The organism is Epibacterium sp. ABZ3_068, assembly GCF_056159265.1.
The window spans coordinates 3005064-3017019 of the sequence record NZ_JBSWUV010000001.1; the positions used below are offsets into that span (position 1 = coordinate 3005064).

An 11956-nucleotide genomic window follows, 5' to 3' on the forward strand; every position below is an offset into this window, starting at 1 on the left:
CCAATCCCAGGGTTACTTACCAGGTTAACAGGGGCTGCATCCCGCCCTATTGTCACGACCTGGTAAACAATTTGTTCATCAGGGTTAATGCCGCGTTAACGGCCCAGGCCTGCCATTAAGTTGCCTTAAAATTTGATGAAAGCTGTCGCGGAAGTGGGAGAAAGACCGTGACAGTACATAGCTTTGAGAACCGTTTGAGACGTATGGACTGGCATCCAACTGCTGTACCCTCGCAGCAGATTGTGGATGATATCCTTGGACGTTCAAATGCAAAGCCGTTGCGGTTTGAGTGGATTTTGGCCGGGGTGGTCTGTGGTATCCTGATCGGTTTTGGGATCAAGGGCACAATCGTGCCTGGTGGACCTTTTGGCGCGCATGCAGATGCATTTGGCTTTGTGGTGGGAGCTTTGTGTTTGCTGGCCGGAGCCGTATCAACCAGTTTGACCATCCTGGCCATTCCACTGCGCAAGCGGGTCCCTCAGCTGTTGCGCTTTTCTCTGTTCAATATGTTGATGATTTTGGTGCTATTGATCAGTTGATCACGCGGCCGTCCGGGTTTCTTTGCGTAGGCGGCTGGGTGTCAGCCCGGTGTGCTGGGTGATGAAACGTGTGAAATATGCCGGGCTGCCAAATCCCAGCTTGGCGGCGATTTCATGGATCGGCAAGTCACTATAAATCAGCAGCGACCGTGCGGAATGCAATTGGCGCTCCGTCAATAGATTGGCCGCTGTCTTACCTGTCTGGGCTTTGCAAACGCGGGTCAGATGCGTCGGGGTGACCTCCAGCGCGTCCGCATGGTCAGACATTGTGGCGCCCTCACAATACATACGCGCCACCCGCGCACAGTAGGCGCGGGTCAATTTCTGCGCCGCGCTTGGGCGTTTGTGATCTTTTTGAACCTGGGCTGCGCGTTCCAGTTCGATCAACAGCACTTTTGACAGGGCTTGCATCGTCTGCGCCCAGTCTTGTGCCTGTTCCCGCTGCTCACGTTGTAACCGGTCCATCAGAAACGTGAGATAGGCCTGTTCCTGGCTGTTGGTGATCCGCAAATAAAAGGCAGATCGGTCAGTGTTTGAAATCTGTGGTGGTGGCAGGAACAGGCAGCTGCCGATGCACTGGCGACCAAGCTCCAGAGACCAAAGCGACCCTGCCGGAATAAAAAACGCGTTGTGCGGGCCAAAACCGTGCCGTTTTCCATCCATAAACACACGTCCCTGACCCCGGGTGATCCAAATCACCAAATCCTTTGCGCGATCGTGTGAAAGTTCTATCTGCCAACGTCCGACGGGGGAAAGATGAGGGAGCGTAGTCACCTCAATTTCGGAAGAAGACGGAGCATTCTGCAGCATATTTGGCGGTGGGGTTCTTTAGAAAAATAATTTACTTACCTTCACTTCCGCATGAAAATATGATTCTGGCAAGGTTCCCCACCGTTTGGTCAAAGGATGCTGCGGTGCACAGGTTGTTTTCTGTTCAAGACCTACCGGTCAGGGTGAAAAGCCGTCCAATCCGACATCTTTGAGCGGAACCACGTACGCTGACGTTTGGCAAACTGGCGGGTCGAGATCGAGGCTCGTTCCCGCGCGGTGTCCAGATCAGTCTCTCCGTTTGTATAAGCCATCAGCTCAGGTACGCCGATCGCCTTGCAGGATGGGAGCTTTGGGTCATAGCGGTCGCGCATGGCCGCAACCTCATCCAAGGCTCCGGCGGCAACCATCTTGTCAAATCGCTGACGGATCCGAGTTTCCAACCAGTCTTTGTCCGAGCGCATGACAATCCTGTTGCAGTTTGCCGGATCAAGCGTGGGCGGTGGGGTGTCCGCCTGCCAGTCGGCGAGGCTGCGCCCGGTTGCCTTTTGGACTTCCCAGGCTCTCTGTACCCGCATCCGGTTTTGTAAATCCAAACCGGCGGCCGTTGTCGGGTCCAGGGCGTCGCGTAAGATTTCGAGCGGTAATTGATCTGCCTCGGCCCGCAGGTCTGCTGGTGTGGCGGGAATGTCGGCCATTCCGCGTGTCAGTGTTTGAAAATAAAGCCCGGTGCCGCCAACGATGATCAGCCGTTGACCTGTCAGAAGCAAGGCCTGAACCTCGCGCAGCCAGTGACCGGCAGAGTAGGGCTGATCATATCCGACATGGCCATAAAGCGCATGACTGGCGCGCGCTTCCTCTTCCTGCGAAGGGCGCGCGGTGACCACCCGCCAGCAGTCGAACACCTGGCTGGCATCCGCATTGACAACCACACCTCCCTGCGACTCGGCAATCCGAAGGGCCAACTCTGATTTTCCGGAGGCAGTTGGTCCCGCGATAAGAACTGGCAAGTCTGGATCCGTTTGCGGCAACATCATGTCGGGCTGTCCTGGGTAAAGCATAGGCTTGGGTGCGATTTTTGCGCGATTAAGGCCATAGACCTCATTGATACTTGCGGCGATTTCCGCCATTTTGCGGCCAAATTAACCCCTACATCTTGTGGAGCGCAACATGCCCCTTACCTCGGACCAGCCGGATTTCAGTTCGGCCGTTAAATATAATCGCGTCATGTTGAAGATTTCGGGTGAGGCGCTGATGGGCGACCAGGGGTTTGGTCTGCACCCGCCCACCGTGCAACGTATCGCCCAGGAAGTTAAAACTGTCCACGATATGGGGGTTGAAATCTGTATGGTGATTGGCGGTGGGAACATTTTCCGTGGTCTGTCGGGATCGGCTCAGGGGATGGAGCGCACAACGGCAGATTATATGGGCATGTTGGCCACCGTGATGAATGCCTTGGGTATGCAATCCGCGCTGGAAGATCTGGGGGTCTTCACCCGTGTGATTTCCGCCATCCGCATGGATGAGGTGGCAGAGCCTTATATTCGCCGCCGTGCGGTGCGTCACCTGGAGAAAAAACGGGTTTGTATCTTTGCTGCCGGCACCGGTAACCCCTATTTCACCACTGATACTGCTGCGACCCTGCGGGCCAATGAAATGGCGTGCGAGGCGATCTTTATGGGGAAAAACGGGGTTGATGGGGTTTATGACAAAGACCCCAAGGAACACGCGGACGCTGTGCGCTTTGATCATGTCTCTTATGACGATGTGCTGGCCAAACGGCTGAAGGTTATGGATGCCTCTGCGATTGCGCTGGCGCGTGACAACAATCTGCCGCTTATTGTGTTTCCGTTGGACGAACCGGGCGGGTTCAAAGGGATCCTGGCCGGTCAAGGCACCTATACGACGGTACATGGCTGACCTGGTTAACCACCCGTAGTGAAAGCGAAACACGCCCGTTAAGGGCGTGTTTTCATATATCAACCACCTCGCCATCCGCGCATGATCGCTATACATTGGCGCGCCTATGGCGTAAGAGGCACGAACAGACCGCCTCAAAAGAAGGGGAGAGAAGAATGTCTGACGATTTTGAACTGGATACCGACGACCTGAAACGCCGCATGGATGGCGCAATGGCCAACCTGAAGACCGAATTCGCAAGCCTGCGGACCGGTCGCGCTTCGGCATCAATGCTGGAACCGATTATGGTGGACGCCTATGGGTCCATGACGCCAATCAACCAGGTGGGTACGGTCAACGTGCCTGAGCCGCGCATGGTTACCATCAATGTATGGGACAAAGGCCTGGTGGGTAAGGTTGAAAAAGCGATCCGTGAATCTGGCTTGGGGATCAACCCTCAGCTCAACGGCACCATCATCATGCTGCCGATCCCGGAACTGAACGAAGAGCGCCGTCGCGAACTGGGCAAAGTGGCCGGTCAATACGCAGAACACGCACGCGTATCCGTGCGCAACGTGCGTCGGGACGGCATGGACCAGATCAAGAAGGCCAAATCCGACGGCATGTCCGAGGATGACCAAAAGTTCTGGGAAGCCGAAGTTCAGGAGCTCACCGATAAAATGATCAAAGTTATCGATGATGCGCTGGAAAACAAACAAACCGAAATCATGCAGGTCTGAGACCGGAGCATGGGTGTAAGTGAACCGAATGCGGGATCCGGCGACAGGCCGGGCCCGCGTCACGTTGCCATAATTATGGACGGCAACGGCCGTTGGGCACAGGCTCGGGGGCGACCGCGACTGTTTGGTCACCACGCGGGGGCCAAACGTGTCCGTGAGATTGTAGAGTGCTGCCCAGGTTTGGGTGTCAAATACCTTACTATCTTTGCATTTTCGACCGAGAATTGGAAACGGACCCAGGTGGAGGTCGCCGGACTGATGAGCCTGTTCCGCCGTTACATCTCCAAAGAAATGAATGCTTTGGCTGCACAAAACGTGCGTGTGCGGTTTATCGGGGACCGGGTTCGGCTGGATGAAAAGCTGATCAACCTGATGGACAAGCTGGAAGCCAAAACCCAAAATAACGATGGCACGCATCTGACCATCGCCCTGAATTATGGGGGCCGGGATGAGGTTGCCCGTGCAACAAAACGTCTGGCGCAGGATGTTGCGGCGGGTAAGCTTGACCCTGAAAAAGTCGATGAAGAAACCCTGCCGAAGTATCTTGATACCCATGTTCTGCCAGATCCTGATCTGGTGGTGCGCACAAGCGGTGAAGCGCGGATCTCGAACTTTTTGCTGTGGCAGTCGGCCTATGCGGAATATGAGTTCATCGACACGCTGTGGCCGGATTTCTCTGGCGAGGAACTGGGGCGTCTTTGTGCGAATTTTGGAAAGCGCGACCGGCGCTTTGGTGCGGTGAAAACATGAGCGCCTCCTCTCGTTGGGCAGACCTTGCGCCACGTGCGGCTTCGGCGGTGGTGATGGTTGCTCTGGCCGGTTTTGCCATATGGACAGGTGGTGTCTTCTATAACGCCATTGTGGCCCTCGTCTGCGGCGGCATTTTCTGGGAACTGGCCAATATGTTCTGGCCAGGGCAGGGCATGCGGGCTCTGAAACTGGGTGGGGTGGCCGCAATTGCGGTCTTTGCCGCAACACTTGTGCCGGTCTACCTTGCTGTGCCGATCCTGGTGCTTCCCGTCATACTGGCCGCCCTCGAAGATCGCGGCACATGTGCCCGCAGCATTGCCCCCTTTGCCCTGTGGATCATGGCGGCAGGCTTTGGCTTTATCTGGCTGCGAAACGCATTAAGTGTTGAATGGCTGTTGTGGCTGGTCTGTGTTGTGGTTGCGACGGATATTGCAGGGTATTTTGCGGGTAAAACCATCGGCGGTCGTAAGTTCTGGCCGCGGGTCAGCCCCAAAAAGACCTGGTCCGGCACATCGGCTGGCTGGATCGCCGCAGCGATTGTTGGGATCTTCTTTACCGGAGCTTTGGACCACGGGGTGTCTCTTGTCATTCTGTCGGTTCTGATCTCCATGGCAAGCCAGGCGGGGGATGTGGCGGAAAGCGCCTTGAAGCGGCGTCGGTCGGTCAAGGACTCCAGCAATTTGATCCCTGGCCACGGCGGGCTGTTTGACCGCTTTGATGGGATGCTGGGGGCGGCGGCTGTCTTCCTTGTTCTGGTTGCTGTGGTTAGCCTTTAAAAACACGCGTAAATGCGGAGCATGACAATGCGCAAAGTTTCCATTTTCGGCGCTACCGGTTCGATCGGGCAAAACACCATCGACCTGATCCGCCGCGCGCCAGAGGCCTATGATGTTGTAGCGCTCAGCGGTGGCGGCAATATTGAACGGCTGGCCAAGGACGCGATTGAACTGGGCGCGGATATTGCCGTGACCGCATTTCCCGAGAAGTTGGACCACTTGCGCCAGGCACTGGTGGGATCCTCCGTCGAAGCCGCCGCAGGCGCTTCTGCGCTGGTCGAGGCTGCCAGCCGCCCGGCTGACTGGGTAATGTCCGCAATTGTAGGGGCGGCAGGGCTGGAACCCGGGCTTGCGGCCTTGGAGCAGGGCGCGACACTGGCGCTTGCCAACAAGGAATCTCTTGTTTGCGCGGGCAAGTTGCTGATGGAAACAGCGCGAGCGCATAATGCCACCGTGTTGCCGGTCGATAGCGAGCATTCCGCCATTTTTCAGGGTTTGGTGGGCGAAGATATGGAGGCGGTAGAGCGGATCATAATCACCGCATCCGGTGGGGCCTTCCGCGACTGGCCGCTGGATCAGCTGGCATCGGCAACTGTTGAACAGGCCTCATCCCACCCGAATTGGAACATGGGGCAGCGGATCACGATCGACAGCGCCTCAATGTTCAACAAGGCGCTGGAAGTCATTGAAACACATGAGTTCTTTGGTGTGCGCCCCGAGCAGATTGAGGTCATTGTTCACCCGGAATCGCTGATCCATTCCATTGTGGGATTTCGCGATGGCGCGATGATGGCGCATCTGGGAGCGCCGGACATGCGCCATGCCATCGGCTATGCGCTGCATTGGCCCGAGCGTCAGGAATTGCCGGTGGAACGCCTGGATCTCGCCAAGATCGCTAGCCTTACGTTCAAAGCCCCCGAAGCGGCGCGCTATCCGGCATTGGAGCTTGCCTATCAGGTGATGGACAGGGGCGGGCTGATGGGCGCGGTCTTCAACGCAGCCAAGGAACGCGCGCTGGATCACTTTATCGCAAAGAAACTGGGCTTTCTCGATATGGCCCATATTGTTCAGGGGACGATGGAGTCTCTGGATGGCCAAAGCGGCCTCATTGATGCCCCAATGACCCTTGATAACGTGCTGCGCGCTGACCATCTCGCACGTCAAGCAGCGGATGATCTCGTGTTGGAACGGATAGGATAAGACTTTGGACGTCATTTCATTTTTGCCTCAGGTTGGAGGCTTTGCCTTCACGATTTTCACCTTCGTGGCCGTTCTTTCGGTCATCGTTGCGGTGCATGAATATGGCCACTACATCGTCGGGCGCTGGTCTGGAATTCACGCCGAGGTGTTCTCGCTTGGTTTTGGCCCGGTGATCTGGAGCCGTGTGGACAAGCGCGGCACCCGCTGGCAGATCGCAGCGCTGCCCTTTGGCGGGTATGTGAAATTTCTTGGGGATTCGAATGCGGCTTCGGGCAAAGATGAGGACGTCATGTCTGCGGCCGAAGGTGACGCGGCTGCAATGCGTCGCACCATGCATGGCGCCCCCCTTTGGGCGCGCTCTGCAACTGTTGCGGCCGGTCCGGTGTTCAACTTTATCCTGTCCGCCGTCATCTTTTGCGCGATCCTCCTGTCCGAAGGCACCATCCGCGAGCCGCTGTCTGTTGGGTCTGTTGTGCCGTTGCCTGGTATTCAGAACGAGCTGCGCGAAGGGGACGAAATCCTCAAGATCAACGATGTGGATCTGCCGGACTTCAGCGATGGCGAGGCTTGGACAGCTTTTACCGATGCGTTGCCGGTGGCCGGCCAGCTGACCTACACGGTGCGTCGTGATGACACAGTGGTAGAGGTTTCGGGCCCTGTTCTGTCGCCTCCTTATGTGCGCTCCATTGCGCCACGCAGCGCCGCGTCTGATATCGGAATCATGGCAGGCGACGTGATCACTGCTGTGGATGGCCAGCCGATCTTTGCGTTTTCTCAGCTGAAGGATCTGGTAGAGAGCGGCGACGGCAAGGTGCTGCTGCTGGATATCTGGCGTGACGGGCAGGTTTTGGAATTTGCGCTGGCTCCGCGTGCGACGGATGAACCCCAGGCCGATGGCGGTTTTGCCACGCAATGGCGGATTGGCATCGTCGGCGGCATGGCCTTTGACCCCGGCACCGAGGCCCTGGGCTTTGGCACAGCCCTGTGGGGCGGTGTGCGCCAGGTTTATGCGGTCATGGAGATGTCCCTGTCCGGGCTGAAACATATGATCACCGGCGCGATCAGCACCTGCAACCTGTCGGGACCAATCGGGATTGCGGAAACCTCTTCTTCGATGGCCAAGCAGGGGGGCGAAAGCTTCCTGCGGTTCATTGCCGTGATCTCGACGGCTGTTGGCCTGCTGAACCTCTTCCCGGTTCCGGCGCTTGATGGGGGGCATCTGGTGTTTCACGCCTATGAAGCGGTTACAGGCCGTCCGCCCAATGATCGCGCTCTTCAGGTGCTGATGACCGTTGGCATCGCTTTGGTTCTGTCGATGATGGTCTTTGCTCTGGGGAACGACATTTTCTGTTAACCGAGACATCAATCAGAGTGCGGCAGCGGTGGCGTTGCCTCACTCTCGCCCCATTCGCTGTTTATCCTTTCTTAACACCCAAGGGACGAACGGGAATCGGGGAAAACCATGAGCTCTTCAACACTTTCTTATCGCGGCGTTGATCTGCTTCTAAGGCTCAATCTGGACCGGATTATTTGGATTGCAACCATCGCCGGATCTTTGATGTTTGCGTCATATCTCGCATCCTGATTTCCAATTCTGCAGGCCCCGAAAGCCTTCATCGAGGTAAATGCGAAACAAGTTGCCCGTGATTGCCCGTTAATGTTTGGTTAGTTTTGACATCGGCATTCAAACCCGATACGCACTTTTCAAAAGCAGCGAATAATTGGGTTTGAGAGATGGCAAGGGGTTTTTCGGCAGGAACATCCTGTGTGGGGGGAGCAAAACGCTCCAACATTTTGTTCCGCAACGTGTCTGCCGTGGCGTTGTCGGTAGCAGTAGGTCTAGCGACATTACCGAATTTTGTTTCGGCACAGAGTTTTCAATTTAATAACGTTCGGGTTGAGGGGAACCAGAGGATTCAGACCTCGACCATCATCGCCTATACCGGCCTTGAGCAGGGGCGTGCGGTTTCGGCGGGGGAATTGAACGACGCCTACCAGCGCATTCTGGACAGCGGTGTTTTTGAAACGGTTGAGCTTGTCCCCAGCGGGAATACGCTGGTGATCAAAGTAACCGAGTTTCCAACGATCAGCCGCATTGCGTTTGAAGGCAATCGCCGGATCAAAGATGACGCCCTGAGCGATCTTGTGGAATCCGCGCCGCGCCGTGTGTTCAATCCCGAGACGGCTGAACGGGACGCAGATCTGATCGCGGAGCTTTACAGCGCCCAAGGTCGTCTGGCGTCAACCGTCAACCCGCGCATCATTCGGCGCAGCGACAATCGCGTTGACCTGATTTTTGAAATTGCCGAAGGCGACACCACCGAAGTCGAGCGCGTGTCCTTTGTGGGCAACCGCAAGTTCTCGGACCGCAGGCTGCGTCGTGTTCTGGGCACCAAACAAGCGAACCTTCTGCGTACGTTTATCAACCGGGATACATTGGTTCAGGACCGTCTGGAATTTGATAAACAGGTCCTGCGCGATTTTTACCAGTCGCGCGGCTATGTAGACTTTCGCGTCAACAGCGCCAATGCAGAGCTGACGCCGGAACGCGACGGCGTGTTCCTGGTCGTGGATGTGACCGAAGGCCAGCAGTTCAAGTTTGGCAATATCACCGTTACCAGCGAAGTGCCCGAAGCGGACGCCGATCTGTATCAGCGCGTTTTGCGGGTGAAGCCGGGTGTTGTGTATAACCCCGCGCTGGTTGATGCTGAAATGATGAAGCTGGAGCGTCTGGCTGTTCGTCAGGGTATCGACTTTCTGCGGGTAGAGCCTCGGATTGTCCGGAATGACCGTGATCTGACGCTGGACCTGGAACTGGCCTTGGTCCGTGGCCCGCGCGTCTTTGTCGAACGTATCGACATCGAAGGCAACACCACAACATTGGACCGTGTGATCCGTCAACGGTTCCGCACAGCGGAGGGTGACCCCTATAACCCGCGTGAAATACGCGAAAGTGCAGATCGAATTCGCGCGCTTGGGTTCTTCTCCGAATCCAATGTTGATGTGCGCGAAGGTTCCACGGACGGTCAGGTGATCGTTGATGTGGATGTGGTCGAACAACCGACCGGCTCGCTCTCCATCGGGGGTGCGTTCTCCGCTGAGGACGGGATCGGTGTGGTTCTGGGGCTGAGCGAAAACAACTTCCTGGGCCGTGGTCAGCGCCTGTCGCTGAACCTGTCAACTGCCGAAGAAAACCAGGAATATTCGGTCAGCTTTACCGAGCCGCGTCTGTTGGGGCGTGATCTGCAGCTGGATCTGGACTTTGGTCTGGCGACATCGGACTCCAGTTTTGCGTCTTATGACACCGAACGGCTGTTCTTTAGCCCGGCCGTAACCTTCCCGCTGAATGAATATTCGCGGCTGAGCCTGCGTTACACCTGGGATGATACCGAACTGCAATCGCGGGGTGAGGACAGTCTGGGCAATCCAATTGCCGGGCCGGTCATCAGCAACGAGATCGCGTTGGGCAGCCAAACGTCCAGCTCATTTGGCTTCACCTATAAATTTGACAGCCGTCTGGAAGAAATCGACCCGACCCGCACATTCCTGTTCGAAGTTGGGGCCGATTATGCGGGGCTTGGCGGAGATTCGGAGTATCTCCGAACCTCGGCAAAAATTGTCGCGCAGAAAAAGATCTTCAACGAGGAGGTCACCCTGCGTGCAACCGTCGAAGCGGGCGCGTTCCAATGGCAGGGCGATGGCTTCAGCCGTGCAACCGATCGCTTCCTGCTGGGGCCGGATCAGCTGCGTGGCTTTGATCCGGGCGGGATTGGTCCGCGGGATCTCTCTAGCTCTGGCGGCACCTCTTATTCGGATGCGCTTGGCGGTAACTATTTCGCCGTTGCACGTCTGGATGCGGAATTCCCACTGGGTCTACCCGAGGAAATTGGTCTGCGGGGCGGTCTGTTCTATGACATCGGCAACGTCTGGGGGCTGAGTGATGTGAATACCGCTGGGTCGAACAATATTGTCGGTCAAGACGGTTCCTATCGCCAAGTCGTCGGCTTCTCTTTGCTGTGGACAACTGCATTGGGCCCCTTGCGGTTCAATTTCTCCAAGCCGATTTCGAGCGAAGAATTCGACGAAGAGCGCAACTTTGATCTGACGCTGCAAGCGCGGTTCTAAATTGGCGATGATCAGACATGTCACACGTCTTGTGATTTCAGGGGCGGTCCTTATCGGGGCCGCCTCTGGTTTTGCTTATGCGCAAACCGCGCCCGTGGTGCCCTCGTTTCCTCATGGACAAACCCTGCAACTCGGGGTGCCGCTCAGCGGTGTTTTGACGTTACGCTCGGATGTTTTATTCTCTGACAGCGCCTTTGGACGTCGCGTTGCGCAAGAGATAGATGCCGAAGGTGCTGTTTTGACTGCCGAAAATCGCCGGATTGAGGCTGAGCTGCGCGCCGAAGAGCAGGAGCTGACAGAGCGGCGCAAGACCATGCAACCCGATGATTTCCGTCGCCTGGCCGATGCATTCGATCAGAAGGTTCAGGAAATACGCCGGGTTCAGGACGCAAAACTCGAAGACATCAACAGGCTCCGGGATGAGGCGCGACGGGAATTTCTCTCTGTCTCCTTACCTATTCTGCAAGAGATCATGCGCGAAACCGGGGCTGGCGCCATTTTGGAAAAGAACACCGTTCTCCTCAGTGCGGATGCCGCCGATATCACCCAATTGGCTATTCAGCGCGTGGACGCCATTCTGGGTGACGGCCGCTCTCAGGATGATAGTGGCAAATAACCCCCACGCGGCTTGCTCAGAGCGCCATCCCTTGCTACCCACATTCCCAAGTAACCAAGAAAAACAGGACGCATTCCAATGACTGCCGAGCTCAAAAGCGCCGACATCCACCTGATCCAGCGGATCCTGCCGCACCGTTATCCCTTCCTTCTGGTTGATAAAGTCGTGGACATCGACGGCTATAGCGCGGCACGTGGCATCAAGAATGTCACCATGAACGAGCCTCATTTCCAGGGCCATTTCCCGGGCACGCCGATTATGCCGGGCGTCACCATTGTCGAAGCCATGGCGCAGACCGCTGGCGTGATGCTAGGGGTGGGCATGGATATGATCGACACCGAACTGCTGATCTATTTCATGAATATCGACAACTGCAAATTCCGCCGCAAAGTTGTTCCGGGTGATGTGCTTGAAATGAACGTCACCACCACCCGCGGCAAACTGGGCGGCAAAATCTTCAAATTCCACGGTGTTGCCACTGTTGACGGTGAAGTTGCAGCCGAAGCTGACTTTACTGCAATGGTTGACCGTCAGGAGGGATAA

General features: G+C 56.4%; 12 protein-coding genes. 10 read left to right on the plus strand and 2 right to left on the minus strand.

Features of this window, described 5'->3' with window-relative positions:
• Nucleotides 1-167 precede the first annotated feature (167 nt).
• Nucleotides 168-539 carry a hypothetical protein gene (locus ACXAEW_RS14395; RefSeq protein ID WP_474941972.1) on the plus strand — a complete coding sequence of 124 codons (372 nt, stop codon included), beginning with the start codon at nt 168-170 and terminating at the stop codon, nt 537-539.
• Here ACXAEW_RS14395 and ACXAEW_RS14400 read toward each other — a convergent pair whose 3' ends face one another.
• Nucleotides 540-1202: an AraC family transcriptional regulator gene (locus ACXAEW_RS14400; protein WP_474941973.1), complete on the minus strand. Its 663-nt coding sequence runs from the start codon at nt 1200-1202 to the stop codon at nt 540-542.
• A gap of 278 nt (nt 1203-1480) precedes the next feature.
• The gene (miaA, locus tag ACXAEW_RS14405; RefSeq protein WP_474941974.1) at nt 1481-2344 is read right to left on the minus strand and encodes a tRNA (adenosine(37)-N6)-dimethylallyltransferase MiaA; all 864 of its coding nucleotides are present in this window, start codon (nt 2342-2344) and stop codon (nt 1481-1483) included.
• A gap of 133 nt (nt 2345-2477) precedes the next feature.
• Between miaA and pyrH the strand changes: the two genes are divergently transcribed.
• The 9 genes from pyrH (at nt 2478) to fabZ (ending at nt 11956) form a co-directional block, all read left to right on the plus strand.
• The gene (pyrH, locus tag ACXAEW_RS14410; protein WP_474941975.1) at nt 2478-3227 is read left to right on the plus strand and encodes a UMP kinase; all 750 of its coding nucleotides are present in this window, start codon (nt 2478-2480) and stop codon (nt 3225-3227) included.
• A gap of 155 nt (nt 3228-3382) precedes the next feature.
• Entirely contained in the window at nt 3383-3946 is a 564-nt protein-coding gene (gene frr / locus ACXAEW_RS14415) for a ribosome recycling factor (RefSeq protein WP_474941976.1), read from the plus strand.
• Between the two features lie 9 nt (nt 3947-3955).
• Entirely contained in the window at nt 3956-4696 is a 741-nt protein-coding gene (locus ACXAEW_RS14420; protein WP_474941977.1) for an isoprenyl transferase, read from the plus strand.
• Complete coding sequence (locus tag ACXAEW_RS14425; protein ID WP_474941978.1) at nt 4693-5472, plus strand: phosphatidate cytidylyltransferase; 780 nt, start codon at nt 4693-4695, stop codon at nt 5470-5472. The genes ACXAEW_RS14420 and ACXAEW_RS14425 overlap by 4 nt, the downstream gene beginning before the upstream one ends.
• 27 nt (nt 5473-5499) lie before the next feature.
• Nucleotides 5500-6672 carry a 1-deoxy-D-xylulose-5-phosphate reductoisomerase gene (gene dxr / locus ACXAEW_RS14430; protein WP_474941979.1) on the plus strand — a complete coding sequence of 391 codons (1173 nt, stop codon included), beginning with the start codon at nt 5500-5502 and terminating at the stop codon, nt 6670-6672.
• A gap of 4 nt (nt 6673-6676) precedes the next feature.
• Complete coding sequence (gene rseP / locus ACXAEW_RS14435; RefSeq protein ID WP_474941980.1) at nt 6677-8026, plus strand: RIP metalloprotease RseP; 1350 nt, start codon at nt 6677-6679, stop codon at nt 8024-8026.
• Between the two features lie 380 nt (nt 8027-8406).
• Nucleotides 8407-10797, plus strand: a complete 2391-nt coding sequence (gene bamA, locus ACXAEW_RS14440; protein ID WP_474941981.1) for an outer membrane protein assembly factor BamA — start codon at nt 8407-8409, stop codon at nt 10795-10797.
• Nucleotides 10798-10804: 7 nt separating this feature from the next.
• Nucleotides 10805-11413: an OmpH/Skp family outer membrane protein gene (locus ACXAEW_RS14445; protein WP_474941982.1), complete on the plus strand. Its 609-nt coding sequence runs from the start codon at nt 10805-10807 to the stop codon at nt 11411-11413.
• Nucleotides 11414-11491: 78 nt separating this feature from the next.
• Nucleotides 11492-11956 carry a 3-hydroxyacyl-ACP dehydratase FabZ gene (gene fabZ, locus ACXAEW_RS14450; protein WP_474941983.1) on the plus strand — a complete coding sequence of 155 codons (465 nt, stop codon included), beginning with the start codon at nt 11492-11494 and terminating at the stop codon, nt 11954-11956.

What these genes read in the sequence shown, in the direction of transcription:
- ACXAEW_RS14400 (WP_474941973.1), bottom strand. Translation starts at nt 1,202, where the DNA reads ATGGATGGAAAACGGCACGGTTTTGGCCCGCACAACGCGTTTTTTATT.
- miaA (WP_474941974.1), bottom strand. Translation starts at nt 2,344, where the DNA reads ATGATGTTGCCGCAAACGGATCCAGACTTGCCAGTTCTTATCGCGGGA.
- pyrH (WP_474941975.1), top strand. Translation starts at nt 2,478, where the DNA reads ATGCCCCTTACCTCGGACCAGCCGGATTTCAGTTCGGCCGTTAAATAT.
- frr (WP_474941976.1), top strand. Translation starts at nt 3,383, where the DNA reads ATGTCTGACGATTTTGAACTGGATACCGACGACCTGAAACGCCGCATG.
- ACXAEW_RS14420 (WP_474941977.1), top strand. Translation starts at nt 3,956, where the DNA reads ATGGGTGTAAGTGAACCGAATGCGGGATCCGGCGACAGGCCGGGCCCG.
- ACXAEW_RS14425 (WP_474941978.1), top strand. Translation starts at nt 4,693, where the DNA reads ATGAGCGCCTCCTCTCGTTGGGCAGACCTTGCGCCACGTGCGGCTTCG.
- dxr (WP_474941979.1), top strand. Translation starts at nt 5,500, where the DNA reads ATGCGCAAAGTTTCCATTTTCGGCGCTACCGGTTCGATCGGGCAAAAC.
- bamA (WP_474941981.1), top strand. Translation starts at nt 8,407, where the DNA reads ATGGCAAGGGGTTTTTCGGCAGGAACATCCTGTGTGGGGGGAGCAAAA.
- ACXAEW_RS14445 (WP_474941982.1), top strand. Translation starts at nt 10,805, where the DNA reads ATGATCAGACATGTCACACGTCTTGTGATTTCAGGGGCGGTCCTTATC.
- fabZ (WP_474941983.1), top strand. Translation starts at nt 11,492, where the DNA reads ATGACTGCCGAGCTCAAAAGCGCCGACATCCACCTGATCCAGCGGATC.